22 protein-coding genes are annotated in these 23,241 nt (G+C 41.5%); 8 read left to right on the top strand and 14 right to left on the bottom strand.

The genetic code is table 11. From position 1 onward, the window contains the following. Positions 1-21: 21 nt before the first annotated feature. Positions 22-570, top strand: a complete 549-nt coding sequence (locus tag VJY63_RS07500; protein ID WP_324049565.1) for a hypothetical protein — start codon at positions 22-24, stop codon at positions 568-570. A gap of 59 nt (positions 571-629) precedes the next feature. On the opposite strand, the gene VJY63_RS07505 is transcribed toward VJY63_RS07500, so the two are convergent. Next, a complete protein-coding gene (locus VJY63_RS07505; protein ID WP_324049567.1) occupies positions 630-1,214 on the bottom strand; it encodes a Fe-Mn family superoxide dismutase in 585 nt (194 codons plus the stop codon). On the opposite strand from VJY63_RS07505, the gene VJY63_RS07510 reads away from it, so the two are divergent. The 5 genes from VJY63_RS07510 (at position 1,213) to VJY63_RS07530 (ending at position 8,551) form a co-directional block, all read left to right on the top strand. Beyond that, positions 1,213-1,371 carry a hypothetical protein gene (locus VJY63_RS07510; protein ID WP_324049569.1) on the top strand — a complete coding sequence of 53 codons (159 nt, stop codon included), beginning with the start codon at positions 1,213-1,215 and terminating at the stop codon, positions 1,369-1,371. The two genes, VJY63_RS07505 and VJY63_RS07510, sit on opposite strands and share 2 nt — an antisense overlap. Before the next feature lie 130 nt (positions 1,372-1,501). Continuing rightward, positions 1,502-2,488 carry a hypothetical protein gene (locus VJY63_RS07515; protein WP_324049571.1) on the top strand — a complete coding sequence of 329 codons (987 nt, stop codon included), beginning with the start codon at positions 1,502-1,504 and terminating at the stop codon, positions 2,486-2,488. A gap of 82 nt (positions 2,489-2,570) precedes the next feature. Continuing rightward, complete coding sequence (locus VJY63_RS07520; protein WP_324049573.1) at positions 2,571-3,947, top strand: DEAD/DEAH box helicase; 1,377 nt, start codon at positions 2,571-2,573, stop codon at positions 3,945-3,947. 2 nt (positions 3,948-3,949) lie between these two features. After that, positions 3,950-6,094: an ATP-dependent DNA helicase DinG gene (gene dinG / locus VJY63_RS07525; RefSeq protein ID WP_324049575.1), complete on the top strand. Its 2,145-nt coding sequence runs from the start codon at positions 3,950-3,952 to the stop codon at positions 6,092-6,094. Between the two features lie 78 nt (positions 6,095-6,172). Further along, positions 6,173-8,551: a transporter substrate-binding domain-containing diguanylate cyclase gene (locus tag VJY63_RS07530; RefSeq protein WP_324049577.1), complete on the top strand. Its 2,379-nt coding sequence runs from the start codon at positions 6,173-6,175 to the stop codon at positions 8,549-8,551. A 30-nt stretch (positions 8,552-8,581) separates the two neighbouring features. Here the strand turns inward: VJY63_RS07530 and VJY63_RS07535 are convergent, their stop codons facing one another. Next, a complete protein-coding gene (locus VJY63_RS07535; protein ID WP_324049579.1) occupies positions 8,582-10,225 on the bottom strand; it encodes a methyl-accepting chemotaxis protein in 1,644 nt (547 codons plus the stop codon). 219 nt (positions 10,226-10,444) lie between these two features. Here VJY63_RS07535 and VJY63_RS07540 point away from each other — a divergent pair, with 219 nt between their 5' ends. After that, positions 10,445-11,116 (top strand): energy-coupling factor ABC transporter permease, encoded by a 672-nt coding sequence (locus VJY63_RS07540; RefSeq protein WP_324049581.1) that lies wholly within the window; start codon positions 10,445-10,447, stop codon positions 11,114-11,116. An 8-nt stretch (positions 11,117-11,124) separates the two neighbouring features. Here VJY63_RS07540 and VJY63_RS07545 read toward each other — a convergent pair whose 3' ends face one another. From VJY63_RS07545 to VJY63_RS07565, 5 genes are all read right to left on the bottom strand, one after another. Further along, on the bottom strand, positions 11,125-11,679 hold the full coding sequence (locus VJY63_RS07545) for a response regulator transcription factor (RefSeq protein WP_324049583.1): 555 nt from the start codon (positions 11,677-11,679) through the stop codon (positions 11,125-11,127). Continuing rightward, the gene (locus VJY63_RS07550; protein WP_324049584.1) at positions 11,676-12,989 is read right to left on the bottom strand and encodes an ATP-binding protein; all 1,314 of its coding nucleotides are present in this window, start codon (positions 12,987-12,989) and stop codon (positions 11,676-11,678) included. The genes VJY63_RS07545 and VJY63_RS07550 overlap by 4 nt, the downstream gene beginning before the upstream one ends. 121 nt (positions 12,990-13,110) lie before the next feature. Continuing rightward, positions 13,111-13,278, bottom strand: a complete 168-nt coding sequence (locus VJY63_RS07555; RefSeq protein ID WP_324049586.1) for a hypothetical protein — start codon at positions 13,276-13,278, stop codon at positions 13,111-13,113. A 29-nt stretch (positions 13,279-13,307) separates the two neighbouring features. Next, entirely contained in the window at positions 13,308-14,399 is a 1,092-nt protein-coding gene (locus VJY63_RS07560; protein WP_324049588.1) for a YeeE/YedE thiosulfate transporter family protein, read from the bottom strand. Position 14,400: 1 nt separating this feature from the next. Next, positions 14,401-15,354 carry a sulfurtransferase gene (locus tag VJY63_RS07565; RefSeq protein ID WP_324049590.1) on the bottom strand — a complete coding sequence of 318 codons (954 nt, stop codon included), beginning with the start codon at positions 15,352-15,354 and terminating at the stop codon, positions 14,401-14,403. A gap of 203 nt (positions 15,355-15,557) precedes the next feature. Between VJY63_RS07565 and VJY63_RS07570 the strand changes: the two genes are divergently transcribed. Continuing rightward, entirely contained in the window at positions 15,558-17,144 is a 1,587-nt protein-coding gene (locus tag VJY63_RS07570) for a peptide chain release factor 3 (protein ID WP_324049592.1), read from the top strand. A 35-nt stretch (positions 17,145-17,179) separates the two neighbouring features. On the opposite strand, the gene VJY63_RS07575 is transcribed toward VJY63_RS07570, so the two are convergent. From VJY63_RS07575 to folD, 7 genes are all read right to left on the bottom strand, one after another. Then, the gene (locus VJY63_RS07575; RefSeq protein ID WP_324049594.1) at positions 17,180-17,854 is read right to left on the bottom strand and encodes a helix-turn-helix transcriptional regulator; all 675 of its coding nucleotides are present in this window, start codon (positions 17,852-17,854) and stop codon (positions 17,180-17,182) included. A gap of 181 nt (positions 17,855-18,035) precedes the next feature. Beyond that, entirely contained in the window at positions 18,036-19,043 is a 1,008-nt protein-coding gene (locus VJY63_RS07580) for an asparaginase domain-containing protein (RefSeq protein ID WP_324049596.1), read from the bottom strand. After that, complete coding sequence (locus VJY63_RS07585) at positions 19,024-20,223, bottom strand: amino acid aminotransferase (protein WP_324049597.1); 1,200 nt, start codon at positions 20,221-20,223, stop codon at positions 19,024-19,026. Before VJY63_RS07585 ends, VJY63_RS07580 begins: the two co-directional genes overlap by 20 nt. 106 nt (positions 20,224-20,329) lie before the next feature. Beyond that, entirely contained in the window at positions 20,330-21,268 is a 939-nt protein-coding gene (locus VJY63_RS07590) for a diguanylate cyclase domain-containing protein (protein ID WP_324049598.1), read from the bottom strand. Between the two features lies 1 nt (position 21,269). Continuing rightward, complete coding sequence (locus VJY63_RS07595; protein WP_324049600.1) at positions 21,270-21,881, bottom strand: hypothetical protein; 612 nt, start codon at positions 21,879-21,881, stop codon at positions 21,270-21,272. 3 nt (positions 21,882-21,884) lie between these two features. After that, a complete protein-coding gene (locus VJY63_RS07600) occupies positions 21,885-22,250 on the bottom strand; it encodes a response regulator (protein WP_324049601.1) in 366 nt (121 codons plus the stop codon). 13 nt (positions 22,251-22,263) lie between these two features. Further along, positions 22,264-23,130: a bifunctional methylenetetrahydrofolate dehydrogenase/methenyltetrahydrofolate cyclohydrolase FolD gene (folD, locus tag VJY63_RS07605; protein WP_324049603.1), complete on the bottom strand. Its 867-nt coding sequence runs from the start codon at positions 23,128-23,130 to the stop codon at positions 22,264-22,266. Positions 23,131-23,241: the final 111 nt, after the last annotated feature.

The raw sequence follows: 23,241 nt of genomic DNA on the forward strand, positions 1-23,241 counted from the left end.
AACAAACATGGAGTGGTTAAATTGAAAAAGAACTTTATGCGAATGCTGCAGTTGTTAGAAGGCATTAAACAACCCGTGATTATTCCTAACGGAAGCGCTGGGCTTTATACCGATGTTAAACAGTCAGAACTTGGTATTAATTTTGCTGCCAAGTTAAATGGGCAAGTGCATAGAGCAAGAATGAGCTTAACTTTTACTGCCGATCAAAAAATTAAAGTGCTGGACTTGGTTGGCACGCAGCCTTTAATTGATTTAGAAAACGCTAACCCTTTGTCGGGACAAGGGGTTTCTAGTTTATTAGTGAACACTATGATTCATACGCTAAACAGTATGTTGCCAGAAACAGTGATTGTAACGGGTCGCTTAAAAGCGCCTAAATCATTGGTGTTAGAGCCTTTGGCGGGGCGGCGTAATTTTTGGCGGCGTTTTGGCTTTGTAATAGAAAGCTGGGGTGAAGGGCGAGAATTGGTTGTTTGTGAGTTGGGTAATTTAACAACCTATGCCGAGCGCTTATTAGGTTCAGCGCCTAATGACGGTTTAGATTTGCTTCACCACCGTTTAATTGATTAAATAAAAAACCCAGCCTAAGCTGGGTTTTTACTGAACAAACTGACTATTAACGAGAAAAATTAACCCGCAAAGTTTTGGTTAACAAAGTCCCAGTTAGCCAGCGCCCAGAATGCTTCTAGGTACTTAGGACGCGCATTACGGAAGTCGATGTAGTAAGCGTGCTCCCAAAGGTCTACGGTTAATAGTGCAGTGTGACCTTCAGTCATAGGTGTACCAGCGTTAGAGGTATTAACGATTTCTAACTCACCTGCCGCATTTTTAACTAACCAAGTCCAAGATGCACCAAAGTTGTTAACTGCTTTGGTATCAAATTCTTTTTGGAATTCAGCAAAAGAACCCCATTTAGCGTTGATAGCATCAGCAATAGCGCCCGTTGCAGCACCGCCACCGTTAGGGCTTAGGCTGTTCCAGTAAAAAGTGTGGTTCCAAATTTGCGCGGCATTGTTAAATACTGGGCCAGCAGGTGCTGACTGAATGATTTCTTCTAGGTTTTTGCCTTCAAACTCAGTACCTGGTACCAATTCATTTAACTTGGTCACGTAAGTTTGATGGTGTTTACCGTGGTGAAACTCTAGGGTTTCAACAGAAATGTGTGGTTGTAGTGCATCTTTTGCAAAAGGTAGTGCAGGTAATTCAAAAGCCATGGTGACTCTCCTTATTATTACTCATCAAGTGAAGCGTTGTTTATTAGGTGGTGTTAGCAGCGGCGTATTTCAAGCCCGCTCTGATAAAAATCAGTCGATAGGAATAATAACATTCACTGACCGCACTGACAAACCCGACCTTATTGGTGGGTTATAGTAAGCATTCAACAAAAAATAATGCACATTAAAAATGCGAGTGTAGCTACTCGCAGCAAGTCTTGGCAAAATAGCATTCAATCTCAATATTGATCGATTGCTTGCAGCAATAATAACGGGTGAATTTAGCTATGCCAAACCGCAAAGAACCGCGTTTAGAAATCGAAGAGCAGCCACTGGTTAAAAGTCTGGCTAGTGACACTGACGATCAAGCAGAGGCTTTTTTACAAGGCTCTGCGTCCAGTTCTAAATCTAATCCTAAACCCAGCGAGCCACAACAAGGTTCATCAGTAAATTCACCAAAAAGTGCATCGGGAAAAGCTTGGTTGGGTATTTTTTTAGCATTAATCGCTTTAGGATTACTGGCTTGGCAGTTTTTACAGCTACAACAAGCCACGCAACAGGGGGTTTTGCAGCAACAATCTATGCAACTGTTAGGTAATCGTATTCAGGAATTAGAAAGCATCCTGTTAACAACGGGTAATGATTTATCCGAAGCAGGTAAGATGCTTAATGAGAAGTTGGAGTGGGCAGATTCGGAAATTCGTAAATTATGGGTTATCGCTCACCAACGTAATCGTCCTGCGATTGATGTATTAGAAACTAAAATTAAGCAATTAGAAGAAGGTTTAAATAAGTCAGAGCAGCAGCTAGCAGAAGCGTTGGATGTCAGTAAAACAGCAGCATTAGCCAGTAAAGCTGCAACGGAACAAAACCTTGTTTTGGCTAATGACTTAAATAAATACTCGGCTACTTTAAATGCGAATACTGAAAAAATAACTGTCAATGCTGAAGAAGTGAATGTTCAGCTTAAAGGATTAATGCAACGCCTGACCGAAGTTAGCTTAACGGCAAGTACGTTAGATGAGCGTTTACGCAATCAAGATTTACGCACTGATTGGGTGGGTTTAGAGAAGCGTGTTGCAGAATTAAGTAGTAAAACACCTGTTACCGAATTTAAATCGGATGAACTACACGCTAAGTTGATAGACGAATTAACCGCGCAAGTCGCTGAACAACAAGAAATTCTTGCTTCGCTTGAAGCTAGCCGTGGTCAATTAGTGGGTCGAGTTACGCGTTTAATGGAAGAGGTTCAAGTGTTACAGCAAGCGCGTTAAAGCCCTGTTAGGTTGCTGGCAAAAAAGTTGTTATGATAGAGAATCTAAACGTTAAATTATTGATATTAGTTGAGGTTGTGTTTTGACAAATCCCCCTGCCGCACCGTCTGGATCAAAAAGTCCTAATAATAAGCGCCGCCGCCGCAGAAATCCGTCGAACCGTCGTCCTAACTCACCCCGTGTTGCTTCAAATACACTTAACAGTCAGCAGCAAGGAAAGAAAATTATGGTCGATTGGAAACCTGAAGATTATCCCGTAGCTGCAGCAGAAGGTAAATTGCGCTTTGCCGATTTGCAACTGCCTAATGAGTTATTGCGGTCTATTAGTGAGCAAGGTTTTGATTACTGCACTCCGATTCAAGCCCAGTCATTATTTTATACTTTGCATGGCGTTGATTTAATTGGTAAAGCACAAACCGGCACAGGTAAAACGGCAGCCTTCTTAATTGCCATTCTTACTTATTTACTAGAAGAAAAAATACCTGAAGGTCAAAAAATTGGTGCGCCAAGAGCCTTGATTTTAGCACCAACGCGTGAGCTAGTGATTCAAATTTGTAAAGATGCTGAAACGTTAATGCGCTATACACCTTTTAAGCTGCTGTCGGTAGTGGGTGGTATGGATTACGTTAAGCAGCGTGACCAATTACGTGGTGAAAAAATAGATTTATTGGTAGCAACGCCGGGCCGCTTATTAGATTTTCACAGCAAGCGAGATGTTGATTTACGTGAAGTGGAAGTGCTGGTTTTGGACGAAGCTGACCGTATGTTAGATATGGGTTTTATTCCTGATGTAAAACGCATTATTCGTGCCACGCCCAATAAAGAACAGCGCCAAACACTGCTTTTTTCGGCAACCTTTACTCAAGACATAATGAACTTGGCTGACCAATGGACAATTGCACCGCAAACCGTTGAAATTGCAACTAAAATTCAAGCCTCAGAAAACATTACTCAGCACGCTTTTTTAGTGTCTGAGGAAGAAAAAATTCCTTTATTAACCCGTTTAATTAAAACGTGGGGTTTAACTAAAGTTATTGTGTTTGCGAATCGCCGTGATGCAACGCGAAAGGTTTATGAAGGGCTTAAAAAAGCCGGTATTAATGTGGATATGTTGTCGGGTGAAGTCGAGCAAAGAAAGCGCATTACTACGTTGGAAAATTTTCGCTCGGGGCGTATTGAAGTTTTAGTGGCTACTGATGTTGCGGGTCGTGGTATTCATATTGATGATATTAGCCATGTTATTAACTTTAACTTGCCAGAAGATCCGCAAGATTATGTACACCGGATTGGTCGGACTGGGCGTGCTGGCGCTTTAGGCACTTCCATTAGTTTTATTGGTGAAGAAGATGCGTTTGCTTTGCCTGCTATTGAAGAACTCACCAAAAATAAATTACCGTGTGTTTATCCGCCTGATGAATTGCGACAAGATGAAAAAGAAATAAAAGAAGAACATAACTAAATATGAACCCTCAATGGCAAGCGAAAATTCAACAAACTTACCGCGATTTTTTAGCGGGTAGGGGCGTAAAGGCACGTCGTGGTCAGGCACATATGATTGCTGACATTGCTAAAAGTTTTGCTGCTATTAAAGAAGATGACGAAGGTCAGCGTACTAGCCAGCAACAACTCATGGTCATTGAAGCCGGTACAGGCACAGGTAAAACCCTTGCTTATTTATTAGGTACGCTGATTGTTGCACAAGCGCGTGAAAAAAAGCTAGTTATCGCAACAGCAACCATCGCTTTGCAAGAACAGCTATTGCTGAAAGATTTACCTGATCTGGCAAAGTTAACGGACCTAAAGTTTAGTTATGCTTTAGCCAAAGGTCGTGGGCGTTATGTTTGTACGTCCCAGCTTATAAAAGCTTTAGATAAGAATCAGTTAAGTGAACAAGATGCCACACTGGACTTATTTCAAGCTGAACTCATTAAGCATTCTAGCCATACCGGACAAGCGCAGCTAGAAAAGCTGGCTGAAAACCTTGCGTTAGGCATTTGGGATGGCGATAGGGATTCGTTAAAAGATAACCTTGCCAATGATGTGTGGGATAGATTGACCACTGACCATCAGCGTTGTACTAACCGCCGTTGCCCACACTTTGCTGGTGCTTGTCCCTTCTTTAATTCGCGCCGTGCGATGGAGCAAGCTGATATTATTGTCGCTAACCATGATTTGGTATTAGCCGATTTAGCCTTGGGTGGGGGGGTTATTTTGCCGCCGCCCGATCAAACCTATTATGTGTTTGATGAAGCGCACCATTTACCTGATAAAGCCATTAATCACTTTGCAGCAAATTTTCGGTTTAATGCCGCGCTTAGTTGGTTGCGTTTGTTAAAAAAACATCAGCCTGAGCTGTTAAAAAAACTGGGTGCAACGAGTCCAGCGGCGGTTAGTTTATTGAATCAATTAGTTACACCTTTAGAGTTGTTAGAGCGCGACTTAGGTACCTTGTATGGTTCACTTTATGAACTGGTAGCAGCAACGACTGATGCATCAAGACCCGTTATACACCGCTGGCCGCAAGGTGTAATACCTGAAAGTTTACAAGGTTTTTCTGAGCAGCTATTAACCTATTTTGCGGGTTTGTGTCGTTTATTAGAGGGTTTGGTTAATCTATTAAAAGAAGCGCAAGACCCAGAAAAAAACTCCAGTATTGACACTAAGTTAGCTGGAGAATGGCAGCCTTTGTTGGCAGTGCTGCATACCCGTGCTTTGTCGGCACATCAGCTTTGGCGTTTGTGCGCCCAGCAAGACCCGCTTAATCAGGCACCATTAGCCCGTTGGTTAGTTAAGCACAGCTTAAATGAAGGCGATGAAGACTTAGAGTTGTGTGCTAGTCCTGTAACTGCAGCAGATGATTTAGCTTATCGGCTTTGGTCACGCTGTTTTGGTGCAACGTTAACGTCAGCTACTTTAACGGCTTTAGGTCAATTTGATAGACTAAAACAGCGGGCTGGCTTATCAGCCGATACGCCGTGTAAAACTTATGAAAGCCCATTTAATTACCCAGAATTGGGTGTATTTGAGGTGCCTAAACAAGCTTGTGATCCTTCACAAGTTGAAGCGCATACTCAAGCTATTTTGGATTATATTCATCAGGATTTAAGCGATATTAAAGTATCTGCTTTGGTGTTGTTTAGTTCACGGCGGCAGATGAATGAAGTGTATGAACGGCTTGATAATAAACGACAAAAGATCACGCTAACCCAAGATATGCTGTCTAAAAATCGACTGATTGAAAAGCATCGACAGCGCATAGATGAAGAAAAGCCTAGCATTATTTTTGGACTGGCTTCTTTAGCAGAAGGAATTGATATGCCGGGTAAATACTTAACTCACGTTATTATTGTACGCTTACCTTTTTCAACCCCTGATGATCCGGTGGATGCTACTTTGGCTGAATGGATTGAGGCAACAGGCGGTAATGCTTTTATGCAAATTACTGTGCCTGATGCTAGTATTCGATTAGTGCAGGCCTGTGGTCGATTAATCCGTACCGAGCAAGATCAAGGCCGTGTTACCCTACTAGACCGTCGTATTCTTACCAAGCGTTATGGTAGTCAACTACTGAACAGCCTGCCGCCTTTTCGCCGCGAGTTAAGCTAAATCATTTAAATATGTACTATTAATACTGCTAATCATTGATTATGCTAAGTGTTGGTAATTTAACTAGGCAAATTAAGTATGAATAAATTAATTGGCTGGCGATTTTTGATAATTTTTCGCTATTTGTTTTCCGTGCTTATTTGTATTATTAGCTCTGCTTCATTCGTATCAGCATCAGAACCCATCATTATTCAATTAAAATGGCTGCATCAATTTCAATTTGCTGGGTATTACGCAGCGCTTGAAAAAGGGTATTTTGCTGAAGAAGGTTTGACTGTTGAATTAAGGGAGCGTAATCCAGAGATTAGTAATATAGACCAAGTTTTACAAGGTGAAGTGGATTATAGCGTGACGGATTCTATTGCTTTGTTGCATCATTTACAGGGCAGCCGTATTGTTTTGGTTGCGCCTATTTTTCAGCATTCGCCCAATGTATTAATGACGCTGCGCTCTTCAAATATCCAGCAACCTAAAGATTTGATTGATCGTCGTTTAGCTTTTTATGATAACGATACTGATGGTATTTCTTTGTTAGCTTTATTGGCAAATCAAGGTGTATTAGAAGACGGTTTAATTCGTTACAACTTACAAGAACGTCTTGCACGGTTGATTGATGGTGATGTAGATGCCATTGCGGCGTACAGCACTAACGAACCTTTTTTATTACGTGAAATGGGTTATGCCGTAAATATTATTGACCCCAAGTATTATGGTATGGATTTTTACGGTGATGTTTTTTTTACCAGTCAGCAAGAAGCACAAAAGAATCCAAAGCGTGTGGCTGCTATGCGTCGTGCGGTGTTGCGTGGCTGGAATTATGCATTAGATAATAAAGAAGAGTTAGTTAACCTTATTTTAACGCGCTACAACACTCAAAATAAAACTTATAATGCGTTAATGAATGAAGCGCAAGGGCTAGAACCTTTAATTGCAAGGGATACCACTGAACTGGGTACGTTAACACCGGGTCGATTGGAATACATGATAAGTGTTTTAACTAAATTTAAGCTTATAAAAACTAATTTTGCAGAGCATCAGCTACAAAAAGGCATTGCTCAGTTAATTTCTGATAGTGGCAACAAAGAGCTTAATTTAACCAATGAAGAGTGGGCTTTTTTAGCATCAATGCCAAAATTAAGGGTGGGTATTGATCGTAACTGGCCACCTTTTGAATATTTAGGCGTTAATAATACTGAGTTACAAGGTATTAGCCATGATTACCTTAAACTGTTAGAAGAACTTTTATACTTAGATTTTGAGATTCAAGACCAGCTTGATTGGCCACAAACTTTACAGGCAACAAAAGTAGGTGAAATTGATCTATTACTGGCTGTGAATCATACATCTGAACGTAATAATTATTTGGATTTTACGAAACCTTATGTGCATTCTCCTATGGTAATAGTGACTAATAATAATGTTAATTTTATTGCTAATATGATTGAGCTTGATGATAAACGTGTGGCTGTGGTTAAAGGCTATGCTTCTCATGAACTGTTGGCACAACACCATCCACTAATTACATTGGTGTTTAAAGACAGTGCTATTGAAGCTTTAAAAGCCGTTGCTATTGGGGAGGTTGATGCTTTTATTGATAACTTAGCCGTAGTTAGTTATTTAATTAGGAGTCAAGGTTTAGCTAATCTAAAAATATCAGGGCAAACACCTTACTCGTTTGATTTGTCAATGGCTGTACAAAAAGATAATTCGCAGTTAATAGTGATTTTAGATAAGGCGTTACAACACATTTCTAGGCAGCAGCACACCTTTATTTATGACCGCTGGATGAATATGGAAGTCGCTAAAGGTTTTCCTTGGAGCCGATTTTTACCTCTTTTTTTAGGTTTGTTCACTATTTTGCTGGTATTAGGTGGTTATACATTTTATCTATTTAATTTAAATAAGCGGATACGCCAAGCCAATCACTTGCTGCAACAGGCTGAGTTAGACTTAAAACAAAAAAATGCTCAGCTAGAGATGATGTCCATTACAGATAAGTTAACCAATGCTTATAATCGGCATTTTTTAGACAAGGCTTTAAGTGAACAAGTTACTTTAGCACAACGTCATCAGCGGCCTATGGCAATTGCTTTGTTTGATTTGGATTTTTTTAAAAAAGTTAATGATAACTTTGGCCATCAAATGGGGGATGAAGTATTACAAGTTTTTACAGCGCTAGTTAAAAAGAATATACGTTCTACGGATGTATTTGGTCGTTGGGGTGGTGAAGAATTCTTATTAATTTGTCCTGAAACCAACCAACAGCAAGCTTGTATTGTGGTAGAAAAAGTTCGTGCTGCGATAGAAACGTATCACTTTGATATTGATTTAAAACAAACCGTTAGTGCTGGCGTGGTAGAAGCTAAGCAGGGTTTAAGTATTGATGATTTACTTTCTTTGGTCGACCAAAAATTGTATCTAGCTAAGGGTACCGGACGCAATAAAGTGATGAGCTAAGCCTTTAGCGGCTTAGCTCAAAGTTGTAGCTTAGGTTCTAAACTGACTTACTTGTCCATTTAGCATTTCAGCTAATTGGGCAAGTTCATTGCTGGCTTGTGTAGTGTGTTCAGAACCTTCTTTCGTTTGACTAGAAAGCTCATTAATATTCACCACATTACGGTTTATCTCATCAGCCACTGCGGCTTGCTGTTCTGCAGCACTGGCAATTTGAATATTCATATCAGCAATTAAGTGAATTGCCTCACCCACTTGGTCTAACGCCTCTGAAGTTTCTTTAGCATGGTTGACTGTTTCTGCGGCTTTTTTACGACTTTCAGCCATGGCTTTATACGATTCATCAGCTTCTTTAACTAAACGCTCAATAGTGCCATGAATCTCAGTGGTGCTTTCTTGAGTACGAGCCGCTAAACTTCGGACTTCATCAGCAACAACAGCAAAACCGCGACCATGCTCACCTGCACGAGCGGCTTCAATGGCTGCGTTAAGTGCTAACAGGTTGGTTTGTTCTGCAACTGAACTAATAACATCCATAATAATACCGATGTTTTCAGTACCTTCTTTCAAACGCTCAAGTGTTATAGCCGTATTCTCAATGCTTTCATCTAAGTCTGCCAAGGTTTCTAACGTTGCATTTAAACGTGACTGTCCTTTTAGTGCTTGATCTGTGGCTTCCCGTGCTGCACCAGCCGCTTGGGTAGCATTGGTGGCAACTTCTTGCACTGTGGCAGTCATTTCGTTCATGGCTGTTGCCACTTGGTCTGTTTCTTGGCTTTGTTGGTGAACGGTTTGTGAGCTTTGTTGGGTTACCGCAGAAAGCTCTTCAGCAGCGGCAGAAACAGATAAAGATGACTGATGGGTTTGTTGTACCAGTTCTTGAATTTTACCAATAAAGCGATTAAAGGCACGGTTTATTTCTGTTAACTCATCACTACCATCTAAAGGCAGTCTGTGGGTTAGGTCGCCATCACCATCGGCAATATCACGCATTCTTAACAGCATATTTTGTAAAGGGCGTTTGATAGAGCTAATAACCACTAGAATTAGGCCAGCCATAACTAAACCCGCTACTACAAAGCTAACAAAAAGCTTTATTGCGTGTTGCCATAATAAAGCGTTCATAGTGTCTAAGTACACGCCATTAATAATGACTAGCCCCCAAGGTTCAAAAGTTTGGTAGCTGGCAAGTTTAGCAACAGGGTTAGAAAAACCAGGTTTGTCCCAACTATAAGAAGCGTAACCCTGACTGGCAGATGCAGCTTTATTTAAAATATCTTGAATAAAAGCAAAGCCCTCTACATCCTTAGTGCTTAGCATGTTGGTGTTTTCTATAGAGGCATTAGGGTGCATAACTGCTAGCCCTTGCTTATCAAAAATAGAAAAGTAGTCTCTATCTTGACCATTAGTAAAGCGAAACTCTTTAATAATCGCAAAGGCTTTGCTTTGTGCTTCGTTAGGAGTGAGTTGGCCGTTTTTTTCTTGTTGATGAAAATGCTCTAGCGTATTGTGACTTAGCTCGAGCAGTTGCTTAAGCTGAAGTTTTTTTTGGCTTAGAATAGCACCGCGCTCTTGCTGCATAGCAAGGAAGCTAACCAAACCTATTGCTAGTAAAGCAAGGGTTAAAATTAGCCATAGACGTAAATTGATTGTGAGTTGTCTAAGCAATAATTGCATAGAAAAAAATCTCCAAAATTGCTGATAATAGAGTAAAGCAAAACTGATCGAAGATTTTTATTGTTGTAGAGTCGTGATTAAAATTTTTGCTTAGACAAGGTGTATATTATTCTTTTGATTAAAGAAAGCTATTATGCCTCTGTGAGTGGGTGGATTTCTAGCTTTATTCTATAAAGAATTGTTAACCTCTAGGTATTTTCTATTAAAGGATCAAATGATATGAGCTTTTCTTCCAGCCTCTACCCTGAAACCTTAGGGTGGATAGCTTGGGTTATTTACCTTCTGTTTTTAATTGTTGCTTTGTGGCAGGTGCCTTGGCGTATTTTGTTTAAAGAAAAAGGATTACAGCACCTTTTTTTAGGTAGCATTGTTTTAGTCGCTTTTTTATGGCAAATGCGCGCAGGTATTAGTTCACAAGTAGCTATTCACCTTATTTTAGCTACCAGTTTAACGCTGATGTTTTATTGGCCTATGGCGTTAATTGCTACTAGCATTGCCCTAGTTAGTGTCACTTTAACCGGCAAAGCAAGCTGGGATATGTTTGGTATTAATGCGTTGCTGATTTGTGTTTTACCCGTTTTTGTTAGTCATTGGGTGTGGCGTTTTGTTGAGTGGAAGTTGCCGCCTAATTATTTTGTTTTTGTATTGGTGACGGCGGGTTTGGGTAGTGTTTTAGCGGTATTAAGCACGGGTTTGGTGGTGATTTTAATTACTTGGTTTTACACTTCGGGTCATCAATTTACGCATTTAGCCCAAAATTATTTTTTGTTTTTGCCGCTAACCTTGCCACCAGAAGCGGTTGTTAACGGCATGATCGTCAGTGGGTTAACCGCTTATATGCCGGATTGGGTAAGGGCGTTCGATCCTAAAAAATACCTAGACGAAGCTTAAAACTTAACTTAGCGCTTGACGGGGCGCTTTTGTAATTTACGTTGCAATGTTCGGCGATGCATTCCTAAAGCACGCGCGGTGGCTGAAATGTTGCCATCGTGCTCGTGCAGCACTTTTTGAATATGCTCCCAAGTGAGTCGGTTAACTGACATAGGTTGTTCAGCAACGGGAGCATCTGGATTGCCATTTTGTTTTTGAAAAGCCACTAAAATCTCATCGGCATCAGCAGGTTTACAAAGGTAGTTGATCGCACCTAATTTAATGGCCTCAACCGCTGTGGTAATGCTGGAATAGCCCGTTAATACCACTATTTTTGATTGGGGCGAACGTTCAACCAGTTGCGGTAAAAGGTTTAAGCCAGAACTGCCTTGTAGCTTTAAATCGAGGCTAATTAAATCGGGTTCAAACGCTTGAGTTTTTTCTAAAGCTTGGGCTTCATCGGCGGCAATTTCAACTTCATAGCCGCGTTTTATAAAGGCACGTTGTAAGACGTGCGTAAAAATATCATCGTCATCAATAATTAAAATACGGACGGTTTCATCCTGTGGCTCATCACTACTCATTCAACTATTTCCTCTAAATATTCTGCTTTAGGCAATCCGGATTTTACGGGTACTCTAACTTCGGTTAGCGTACCGCCATGTTTATGATTATACAAATGGACAGTGCCACCAAGGCGGTTAATGGTAGCATGGGTTAAAAATAGACCTAAACCTAAGCCTTTGCTTTTGGTGGATAAAAAAGTTTGCCCTAAGCGCTCAGCAATTTCTAAAGGGATGCCAGGGCCTTGGTCATGAATGTCAATTTGGGCTTCTTGGGGATTCCACTGAATAATAATGGTGACAGGTTCTCGACTGGCATCGGCGGCGTTATTTAGTAGATTAATCAGCGCCTGTTGTAGCGTTATATCATCAACAATGCGCGGCTCACCTTGTTTGTTGCTAGGCCAATCAATGCAATAACGCACATCTGGGCGCAGCACTTCCCAGTGTTCCAACACTTGTTGTAAAAAGCTTTTTAAAGGTTTGCATTCAGGGTTAAGTAATTTACTGCGATCAGCATTACTGACTAAAGATTGTAGCGTAATTTTACACGTATCAACTTGGCGACGTAGCAGCGCTAAATCAGCGACTAGCTGAGGGTCATTTTGATAGTCATTGCTTAACTCTTTTAGCATGACTGCCATAGTGGAAAGGGGCGTGCCTAACTCGTGGGCAGTGCCTGCGGCTTGGGTTGCAACGGCCATAATTTGCTCATCGCGCAGTGAGCGTTCTCGCGTATCTGATAAAGCCGCATCACGCTGACGTAAAGATTGTGCCATTTTAAAAACAAACACAGCGATCAAGCTTGTACTCAGTACAAAATTCGCCCACATACCTAAAAGGTGTAGGTTTAACTCGCGGGTTTCAGCCATGTGTACGAGTTGAGGCACAGGGTGATGGAAAATCATTAGCAGCGGGTAAGCCAATAAAATATAAGCAGCAATAATCCATGTAGAACGCCAAGGTAGGGTTGCAGCAGAAATGGTTAAAGGTACTAAGAAATATGAAATAAAAGGGTTGCTAGCTCCTCCCGTAAAATAAAATAATACGCTTAAACCAACAACATCCGCTAATAGATGCAGCAAATATTCTTTATCGGTAACAGGGCCAGGCCAGCTAAGCCGCCACCAAGTGAGTAAGTTAACTAAAGCCATAGTGAAGATGACGGAAAAAACAGCAAAAACATTAAGCTGAAAATCAAGCACTTTTAAGCCGAAGATAATACCGCCTAAAAAGCCTGTCCAAGTAATGCCACGCACCAAAGTTAAGCGCAGTAAATTACGACCGGGTGTGGATAAGGGTAAAGGTTGTGTTGATTGGGCAGTTTGCAAGCGAGGACTTCCTAAAAAGTTAAGCATATTAAGGGAGAACCCATGTAAAAACACCCTACTGGTTGTAATTAACCAGTAGGGTGTTGATGAACAAGAAAAACCGCCTTGTTAAACGTAAAGGTTAAAAAGTAGCACAATGCCCACCTGAAGGCGCTTGCCCAGAACCTATGGCAATAATTGGCGTTTCTAAGCGCAGGTTAACGGGCTGAGCCGTTTGCCAATCCCAAACAAAGAAACCACCTAATAAAGCCCAAAATACTACCATACGTACACTCGTTAATTTATTCATTTTTAGCAATCCATCTTAATAATTCAGTATTAATAATTAAAATAACGGCGAATACGCACACCAATTAAAGAGCCTGCAAAGGCCATAACCACCCAAATCCAGCCATGCAAGCTGCCGGTAGAAATACCACTGACCATAGCACCCACGTTACAGCCAAATGCTAAGCGTGAGCTGTAGCCTAATAAAAAGCCTGCAATAATACCCACCACCCATTGTTGGGTGTTTAACTTGTCGGCTTTACCACTTTTATTGCGTGAGAAAATCCATAAAGCACCGGCTAAAATACCAATGTTGGTGATAGACGTTAGGTCTAAAAATACTGATTGCTGAAGCGCGGTAGCGTTAACCGGCTGGCTCCAAAAAGGATTGGTGGCTGGGTCAAATAAATTACCAGCATAGGCAATTTTTGCAGCCCACAAACCAAACCCATAAACCACACCCCAAGGCTGTCCAGCAATAACAAAGTTGAGTACGGCTAATAATGCAAGCAGCACCGCGCCAATAATTAAAGTTTTATTAAATAAAATGCGTGAACCACCACTGGTTTTTGACCAAAACCAAGCCGCCAAACCGATTAGCATTAAACCTAAATAAGTAAGCCCCATCGCGCCGGTTAAGCCCACTTCATTAACTAAGCCGACGGGTTTAATACTACCCAGTTCTAGCCACCAACCTAGGTGAACTGAACCTAAAAAGCTGCCTAATGCAAAGACTGGCAAAATAGCCATATTTAAAGGAATGCCTAAACCGGCTTTATATAAAGTGCCCGAACCACAACCATCAGCTATCTGCATGGCGGCACCAAACACCAAAGCGCCAATAAGCAGGCTAATACTGGGTGGGCCTAATGCCGCGCTGAGTTCGGTTGGGAAAAAAGCCAGTAGCGGTAAAGAAATACCGGCGGCAATAGCCAAGAGTAATAGCTGGGCAAACACACCACTGGCATCACGTTTTTCAATAAGATTACGCCAGCCGGTAGTAAAGCCAAAACGCGCACCTGCCAAAACTGCACCTAAACCAATACCCACAATAAACAATAAACTTTGGCGAATAGAAACAAACCAAAATAAAAAGGCTGTAAAAACAACAAATACAAGCGTTAAAGCAAGACGGTTATTCATATTATTCGCTCACCAGTTTAGAGAAATTAGCTTGAATTTGTTCCCAACGGTTAGGGGTGTTTTCCATAGGTAAGCCTACACTTGATTGCGTCCACTCTGCTAAAGAAGCAGGGTAAAGGCGTACATTCGGTAAGCCAGCCACTTCAGATAAAACAAACCAGTTGGTTGCTGCCCAATGGCCGGTATTGCAAAAAGAAACGGTTTCTTCTGCTTGGTCTAAACCCTGTTCACGCACTAGCTGTAAAACTTCATAGGTCGATCGAATGCGTGTGTCGTAGTTGTTAAACCACTGTTGAAAAGGTGTGCTTTCAGCCGTTGCAATAGTGCCACCTGTTGATGCCGTTGGTGCTTTTACCTTGCCTTCAAAAAAAGCAGGTGGGCGAGCATCTAACAACTGATAATTAGTATCTTGCTGGGTGATTTTTGCTAATAGTTCGTTTTTATCTATGGCTAACCTAGCGTTGATTTGCACCGTATAGTTACTGGCTAATGGCTGGTTAACGCCCACTTCAATAGGTTGCAGTGCTTGCTGCCACTGCTTAAAACCACCATTTAAAAGGGTTAAATCGGTTAAGCCTAAGTATTTTAGTGTCCAGTACACTCTAGCTGTTGCACCAAAGTCGGTTTCATTCGCGCCACTAGAATAAACCACGATTGGCTGCTGATCGGTTAAACCTAGCTGGCGCGTGAGCTGTTGAAAATAAGCCACATCCGCTAACTGCCCTGGGTTATTGGCTGGTCCACGCCATTGGCCGTAAGGTGCAGAAACCGCACCAGCAATATGACCTGCTGCATAATCAGCCGGGCTACGAATATCAATAATATGCAGGGCTGTATTTGTTTCTAGCGCAGCACTTAATTGCTGAGCCTCTAATAAAGGCTGATAAGTTGCAGCTTGAACACTGCTGACAAACAGGCAAAGTAAGAACACCAAAAGGGTGTAGATAGATTTCATAACAGTAACTCCAAAAATAATGGCATTATTTTGTCATACTCTGAATTAAGGCTAAAAGAATAAATTGCTCTATGGTTATAAGATTGTTTTTTTTGATAACTGAAACCTGCTGGTTTGGCTTCTAGCGGCTATTGATTGTTTATCAACTCAATATCAGCGAAAATAGCGCCCAAACCTATCACCCTCACGGGAAAAAATTGTTAATGACAGACCAAAATCTTCTTAAAGAAATCGAGAGTCGAAGGACTTTTGCTATCATCAGTCACCCTGATGCAGGTAAAACCACCATTACGGAAAAGCTCATATTGCTGGGCAAATTGATTCAAACAGCGGGTATTGTAAAAGGTAAAAAAGCCGATAAACACGCTACGTCTGATTGGATGACTATGGAGCAAGAGCGAGGTATTTCGATTACTTCGTCGGTGATGCAGTTCCCTTTTAATGGCCGTACCGTCAATTTACTAGACACCCCTGGTCACGAAGACTTCTCTGAAGATACTTACCGTACCCTAACGGCTGTTGATTCAGCATTAATGGTGGTTGACGGCGCTAAGGGTGTAGAAGACCGTACCATTAAACTTATGGAAGTTTGCCGTTTACGCACCACACCTATTTTTTCTTTTGTTAACAAGCTTGATAGGGATATTCGTGACCCTATTGAGTTGTTGGATGAAATTGAGGAAGTGTTGAAAATTAAAGCCGCACCTATTTATTGGCCAATTGGTTCAGGGCAATGGCTTAAAGGCATTTATAACCTTTATACGGATGAGATTTTGGTTTTTGCTGCTGGGTATGGCCATACGCTGCACGATTTTGAAATGATTAAAGGTTTAAATTCACCGGCAGCACGTGCATTTTTAGGTGATGAATATGATGCCACAGTAGAAGAGTTAGAGCTGGTTAGAGGCGCAACGCATCAGTGGGACGAAGACGCTTACTTAGCCGGAAAACTTACGCCGGTTTATTTTGGTACAGCACTGGCTAACTTTGGTGTGCAGCAAATGCTGGCTGATTTTGTGAAGTGGGCACCTGCACCGTGTGCTAGAGCCACTGAAACCCGTGAAGTCGCTGTGACTGAAGATAAATTCACTGGTTTTGTATTTAAAATTCAAGCCAATATGGACCCTAAACACCGTGACCGTATTGCTTTTATGCGTATTTGTTCCGGTAAATATACCCGTGGTTTAAAAATGCGTCATTGTCGAACAGGTAAAGACGTTCGCATTGCTGATGCGGTCAACTTTATGGCGGGTGACCGAGAACTACTAGAAGAAGCCTGGTCGGGCGATATTATTGGTTTACACAATCACGGTACTATTCAAATAGGTGATACGTTTAGTGAAGGCGAAAACTTAAAGTTTGTGGGTATTCCTCATTTTGCGCCTGAACTTTTTCAGCGTGTGCGCCCTAAAGATCCTTTAAAAATGAAGCAGCTACAAAAAGGCTTGCAGCAATTATCAGAAGAAGGTGCTGTGCAGCTATTTATGCCGTTTAAAAATAATGACTTAATCTTAGGAGCTGTTGGTCAGCTACAGTTTGAAGTGGTTATGTACCGTTTACAGGATGAGTACAAGGTGGATTGTTTATACGAGCCAGCGAGTGTTCAAACGGCACGTTGGGTAGAAAGTAAGAATGCAAAAAAATTAGCAGAGTTTCGTCTTAAAGCAGAAGATAATCTGAGTGTGGATGGTGCGGGTTTATTGACTTACCTAGCACCCACTCGGGTTAATTTACAGTTGACGCAAGAGCGCTACCCAGATATTGAATTCCATTCAACCCGGGAGCACTAATAAGCCATTAGTCAATTGATAGACTGTACGAATGCTTAGATAGCACTAGCAGCTTGTATCCAAACGGGTTGCTGCTGCTGGCTATAAACTTGATGCTCTTGAATGGGAATAATTAGTTCGTGTTGCTTATTATCTACTTCTAAAATCGCGCGTCCTAAGCTTTCGTTTGGGACGTTATCTAGCAAGCAACAAGAAACACGGTAAGCCAATTCGCCGCTGTCTAATCGAAAAGGTACCCATAAACTTTCCATCCAGCGATAACCTGAGTTAATGGTGGGGGTTGGCATGGTAATACGCGCCCAGTTAATACCTTCTTTAAAAGCGCCTGATTCTTTTAACCACAAATAAAGCCTTTGCCAACTTTTGTCTAATAGTGGTGTGTAGCCATTGCCCACAAGCTCGGTCCGAGAGCGGCAGCCATTCACGGCAATGGTTATTTCAGAAGCGGCTAAAACGCAAAGATTGGCATCCAGTAATAATGAAAAATGCAGATCACGGTTGACACTTTCTAACAGTGGTTGGTCCATCTCCATCAGTGGCGAACCTAAAATAACCTCAAGTTGTTGACGGTAGCGAGCCGAAGGGTTGATGTGACCGCGTTCCCAGCGTGATACCGCACCTTGATCGATACCAAGGTTTTCTGCTAATTGCTGCTGAGTTAAGTGACGTAAACGCCTTAAACTTTTAATGCGATCGCCTAATTTTTTCATCTATTTTCTCCGCTGCTTATTAAGTTTGTTCTTTTGCGCTTGCTTTTTTTATTCGCTAACCAGCATTGTAAGCGCCTTAAAATAACAGGCTATGCCTTAAATGTGGTATCTTCAGCAAAACTTGAACTAGGTCACGGATCTGGCAGGCTTTTGTACTTTTGTGTGACTTGAATCAACAAGATTAATTTTCTAACCAGAAAAAAACAATGTCTTTAGCCGAGATTTTGTTCAGTTTTTTTAAGGCTAATAAGCAGACTAGGCGTACTTCAGCATATTCAGGTGTCATTTTACCTAAAGTTAAGATGCCTGCTTCTTCTAGTGCCGCAGAAGCAGCATAGTTTTGATTAACGCCACCTTGCCAACATTGGCTGATTAAACCTAAGGGTAAGTTTTGTTCTTGGCCTAGTTCGGCTAGGCGTTTAAAAGTTAAAGGTAAGGGCGGTGCATTGCCGCTGCCTAAACCTTCTAAAATTAAACCGTCTAAACCTTCTAGCTGCCGACTAAGCCAAGCATCATTTAGGCTAGGAATTAACGGTAAACGTAAAATGTTAGGTTTAAAGTCAATGGCTAGCTGGCGCAATTCAGTAAGGCTTAATTGCCCATCAGCAGGCCAGAATTGGTGATTAATTGCCATTGGTTGGCTGGTTGCGATAAACGCATTAAACGCTTGAGTGTGAAATTTGCGTGTGGCTTGTGCCGGTAATAATTCACCATTAAAAGCAATAAAGCAGCCAGTTTTAAGCTGAATAATGGATGCTAATGCAAATTTGATATTACTTAAAGCATCGCTGTTGGGTTCACCTAAAGGCAGTTGCGAAGCTGTAAGTATTAGTGGGCGTGAAAAGCTATTTAATAAGCCATTATTTAATAAACAATGCAGTGCTGCGGCTGTCCAAGCAAGCGTATCGGTGCCTTGTAATAAAACAAAAGCATCGTAGTTATTTTCTTCTTCTAATAATTGTGCTGCTAAACTAAACCAGTGGCTGGCATTCATGGCAGACGAATCTAACAGGGGGTTAAGCTCACAAAAACTGAGCTCACAGTTAAGTGCTTTAAGCCAAGATTTACTCAGTAAAGGCAGTAAACGTGAACCAAAGTTACTGCCAGGTTCAAGTCCTTTTTCGCCTGGAAGCATGCCGATGGTACCACCAGCATAAATGATTCTAACTTTATTTTTTACCGCAGACACTGGCAATGGCTTGGCACAAGTAGGGAAGGTTTTGTTCGTTATAACCGGCAATATTCATGCGGCCTGTTTTAACCATATAAATACCAAAGTCTTTTTGTAAAAGTGCTACTTCATTGGGTTTTAAGCCAGAGTAAGAAAACATACCACGTTGTTCAGCAACACAAGCAAACTTCTCTGCCAAGCCGTAGGGTGCTAAAGCAGTGACAAACTGTTGACGTAAGGTATTGATACGATTACGCATTTCATCGACTTCGCAGCGCCATAAACGGTTTAAATCGGCACTGCCCAGCACGGTTGCAACTATTGCACTGCCGTGGGCGGGTGGATTGGAGTAGTTAGCGCGTGCCACATTCGCCATTTGGCTACGTAGTTTTTCCATATCGGCCGCATTTTTAGCAACACCAATAAAAGCGCCGATACGTTCACGGTATAAGCCAAAGTTTTTGGAGCAAGATGCAGTAATCATTACTTCAGGTAATTGTTCAGCCAGTAAGCGCACCGCAGCAGCGTCTTTATCTAGCCCTTCACCAAAGCCTTGGTAAGCAAAGTCGATTAAGGGTAATAATTCACGTTCTTGTAAAATAACTAATACGGCTTGCCATTGCTCAAGTGAAAGATCAAAACCTGTGGGGTTGTGGCAGCAAGCGTGCAGTAAAACCACATCACCCTGTGGGATTTGTTTTAAATCAGCCAGCATAGCTGGAAAATCTAGGCGGTTAGTTTCGCTGTCTACATAAGCATAATTGTTATGTTTAATGCCTGCTGCATCAAAAATAGCGTAGTGGTTAGGCCAAGTAGGGTTAGAAATCCACACGGTTTTTTCGGGTGCATTGCTCTTTAAAAAATCGGCAGCTAAACGTAGTGCACCTGTACCGCCAGGGGCTTGTGTTAAAGAGGCACGATTTTCAGCTAATACATTAGCGCTTTCACCAAACACTAATGGCAATAGGTATTTGGCAAATAAAGGGTCACCGTGTGAGCCAATGTATTTTTTAGTAGTTTCACGGGTAAGCAAGAGAGCTTCAGCTTCACGAACTGATTGCAAAATGGGCGTATTGCCTAGTGCATCTCGGTACACACCCACGCCTAAGTCAATTTTAGAGGGGTTGGTGTCTTGGTTAAATGCTTCAATTAGACCAAGAATGGAGTCAGGGGGCAAAAGTTCTACTTGTTCAAACATGGAATCACCTTTACAAAGGATGGATAGATTTTGAATCTTAACACTTTAAATTTTAAGCATTCTACCTAAGAATTTGATCCAAATACGCTTGGCAATTAAATAATTTTTAAGGTGTATTTAAAGCCAGCATTGCTTGGCCTTTACCGCGTGCTTTAGCCAGATACATAGCGTTGTCAGCACTGGCCATAAGTGCTTCAGGTGTTAATCCTTGGTGTGGCCAAAGTGCAATGCCAATACTTGCACCTACGTGCATTTTTTGCCCTTGCCATTCCACTGGCTCTTCTAATACTTTACAAACACGATTAGCAAACGTAGTCACTTGATCGGCATTGCTTATGGTGGGTAATAGCGCAACCAGTTCATCACCACCTAAGCGTGCTACTAGCTCGGCCTTACTACCAAAATCAATCAAGGCTTTTTGCAGTCTTTGTGCCGTGATTTGTAGTAAATAATCACCGGCATCATGGCCAAAACGGTCATTAATGAATTTAAAACCGTCTAAATCAATAAAAAACAAGGCAAAGGATTGATTGCTTTTCGCCGCAAAAGCACAGGTTTTGTGTAAATTAATGGCGTGTAAAGTACGATTAGCTAAGCCAGTCAAAGTATCATGGTGGGCTAGGTAACGAATTTTTTCGACGGCAGCGCGTAGGTGTTTTTCTCGTCTGACTCTAGTGGTAACATCAGAAATTTGCAGTAAGCAAGCCGCTTGCTGCTTATAAACAAGTGGCTGAACTAAAATAGAATGATGTAAAGGTTCTTTATTGCCTTGTTGGAAAATAGGTAATAAAGAAGGATGCAACTGGTGAGATAAGCGGCGTGATAAATTAAACTGACTGGCCTGCTCAAGCGCATCAATTAATGCACTGTCGATGGATTCATTGAAAACATTATCCAGCACCTGGTCCAAAGCTAGGTTTTCAGCTATACCTGTAATGCGTGCTATCCACGGATTCCAAAGTAAAATTTGGCGTTGAGCATTAACTACAATTAAGCCCGTTTCTAGTCGATCAATTAGGTTTTTGAAATCTTCCTGTTGAGGCATATTAAAGTAACTTTTCTAAGTATTCATTCAACGCATCATAAAGGCCGCTAGCCGTTTGTAAGTCAATAATAAAAGCTAAATAGCCTTGAAGTTCACGTTGTAGTAAAGAAAAATCAACTTGGACTAGCATAATCATTGAATCTTCTTCGCACAGTAGTTTTAGTATATTGTGACAATTACCGCTGTAGGCTTCGGGTAAAGCGGTACGAATCTCACGGTGTAAAATATTGGCCAGTGTTGCTAAGCAAGCGTTCAGTAATATATTACCCAATTCAGCAAGGGTGTCTTGTTCTAATTCAGAAATTTCACTGGCGGTTAGTTCATGGCCGACCACAATGCGTACTAATTCTAGGCTGCGCTCTTCAGGAAAAATAAGTGCTGCTTTACCGCTAATAAAGCCACTAAACGCTTGAGTAACACCTGCTAAAGCCACAGGAAGAATTTCAGTAAAGCGCGATTCTGCTGTTTGACTATCAACAAAATCAACTTTGGGTACCGACAACAAAACCTCATCTTGAACCAGTTTAGATAAGGCAGCAGCAGCGCGTCCAACACCGATATTCATTAACTCGACAATGGTTTCTTGTTGATCTTGATTAAGAATATTGACCATTATTTAACTCTTTAATAAAGAAGCAAGCTGCTCTGGATCAACGGGTTTACCAAGAAAGTCTAACCCCATACTTTTAGCGCGTGCAACGATGGCATCTTGGATATTGGCTGTTACCAATACTAAGTGAATATTGGCATCTTGCTGGCGAATTAACTCGGCTAACACTAAACCGTCAATGCCTGGCATATTAAAATCTAATAAGGCAAGGTCAAAAGCTTGCGGTTGGAACACAGCCAAAGCTTCATCGCCGTTTGTTGCTTGGGTGATTTCGGCGTGTTCATCGGTTAGCTTGATTAAATACTGCAAAGTTAAACGCGCAACGCGGCTATCATCCACCAACAGAATGCGTTTGGCTGTGGTTTCAGTCATTATTTATACCTAATTATTGTTTATGAGCATCTAAAGTACACTCATAGGCTTGCAGCGTATTTTCTAGCAAGGTTGCAACGGTCATGGGGCCAACACCACCAGGCACAGGCGTTATCCAAGCAGCCCGTTCAAATGCGGGTGCAAACGCTACATCGCCGACTAATGAACCATCTTCAATCCGGTTAATACCGACATCAATCACGATAGCGTTGGGCTTAATCCATTCACCTTTAACTAAACCAGGAATGCCAACCCCAACGACAACTATATCTGCTTGTGCAATTTCAGTGGCTAAGTCTTTAGTAAAACGATGCGTTACGGTAACAGTACAGCCGGCTAACAAAAGTTCTAGCGCCATTGGGCGACCAACAATATTAGACGCGCCGACCACGGTTGCTTTTAAGCCTTTAAGGTCTAAATCTAGGTTTTGTAATAAAGTCATTATTCCTTTGGGCGTACAAGGGCGAAGCAAAGGTTGACGTTGAGCCAAGCGCCCAAGATTGTAAGGATGAAAACCATCAACATCTTTTGCAGGATTAATGCGCTCTAAAAGTGGGTTGGCGTCTAAGTGCTTAGGCAGTGGTAACTGTAATAAAATACCGTCTATTAAGGCATCTTCATTTAGCTTGTCTATTAAAGCTTCTAGCGCTTGCTGCGTTGTTGTTGCTTCTAAGCTAAAAGAATGCGAAATAATGCCCGCTTTTTCACAAGCAACGTGTTTGTTACGCACGTAAACTTCTGAAGCTGGATCAGCCCCAACTAAAATAACGGCTAAAGCTGGGTTGCGTTGACCTGCTGCCAAGTGTAAGTTGATTTTTTTTGCAATGACTTCACGTAAGTTTAAGGCAATTTGCTTGCCATCTATTAATTGAGCACTCATACTGATTTTAGATTCCATAGCAGCGGTAGATGCTTTATTGTCGCATGACTTAGGACTAAGAGGAATGCTAGCTTTCTTACTTGTTAAAAATAATTTTAAGAAAGTTTAAAA

Source organism: Marinospirillum sp. (assembly GCF_035271045.1).
Taxonomy (GTDB): domain Bacteria; phylum Pseudomonadota; class Gammaproteobacteria; order Pseudomonadales; family Halomonadaceae; genus Marinospirillum.

Coding starts and splice junctions, on each gene's coding strand:
- VJY63_RS07510 (WP_324049569.1), top strand. CDS start 1,213: ATGGTGACTCTCCTTATTATTACTCATCAAGTGAAGCGTTGTTTATTA.
- VJY63_RS07505 (WP_324049567.1), bottom strand. CDS start 1,214: ATGGCTTTTGAATTACCTGCACTACCTTTTGCAAAAGATGCACTACAA.
- VJY63_RS07515 (WP_324049571.1), top strand. CDS start 1,502: ATGCCAAACCGCAAAGAACCGCGTTTAGAAATCGAAGAGCAGCCACTG.
- dinG (WP_324049575.1), top strand. CDS start 3,950: ATGAACCCTCAATGGCAAGCGAAAATTCAACAAACTTACCGCGATTTT.
- VJY63_RS07530 (WP_324049577.1), top strand. CDS start 6,173: ATGAATAAATTAATTGGCTGGCGATTTTTGATAATTTTTCGCTATTTG.
- VJY63_RS07535 (WP_324049579.1), bottom strand. CDS start 10,225: ATGCAATTATTGCTTAGACAACTCACAATCAATTTACGTCTATGGCTA.
- VJY63_RS07540 (WP_324049581.1), top strand. CDS start 10,445: ATGAGCTTTTCTTCCAGCCTCTACCCTGAAACCTTAGGGTGGATAGCT.
- VJY63_RS07545 (WP_324049583.1), bottom strand. CDS start 11,679: ATGAGTAGTGATGAGCCACAGGATGAAACCGTCCGTATTTTAATTATT.
- VJY63_RS07555 (WP_324049586.1), bottom strand. CDS start 13,278: ATGAATAAATTAACGAGTGTACGTATGGTAGTATTTTGGGCTTTATTA.
- VJY63_RS07560 (WP_324049588.1), bottom strand. CDS start 14,399: ATGAATAACCGTCTTGCTTTAACGCTTGTATTTGTTGTTTTTACAGCC.
- VJY63_RS07565 (WP_324049590.1), bottom strand. CDS start 15,354: ATGAAATCTATCTACACCCTTTTGGTGTTCTTACTTTGCCTGTTTGTC.
- VJY63_RS07570 (WP_324049592.1), top strand. CDS start 15,558: ATGACAGACCAAAATCTTCTTAAAGAAATCGAGAGTCGAAGGACTTTT.
- VJY63_RS07575 (WP_324049594.1), bottom strand. CDS start 17,854: ATGAAAAAATTAGGCGATCGCATTAAAAGTTTAAGGCGTTTACGTCAC.
- VJY63_RS07585 (WP_324049597.1), bottom strand. CDS start 20,223: ATGTTTGAACAAGTAGAACTTTTGCCCCCTGACTCCATTCTTGGTCTA.
- VJY63_RS07590 (WP_324049598.1), bottom strand. CDS start 21,268: ATGCCTCAACAGGAAGATTTCAAAAACCTAATTGATCGACTAGAAACG.
- VJY63_RS07595 (WP_324049600.1), bottom strand. CDS start 21,881: ATGGTCAATATTCTTAATCAAGATCAACAAGAAACCATTGTCGAGTTA.
- VJY63_RS07600 (WP_324049601.1), bottom strand. CDS start 22,250: ATGACTGAAACCACAGCCAAACGCATTCTGTTGGTGGATGATAGCCGC.
- folD (WP_324049603.1), bottom strand. CDS start 23,130: ATGAGTGCTCAATTAATAGATGGCAAGCAAATTGCCTTAAACTTACGT.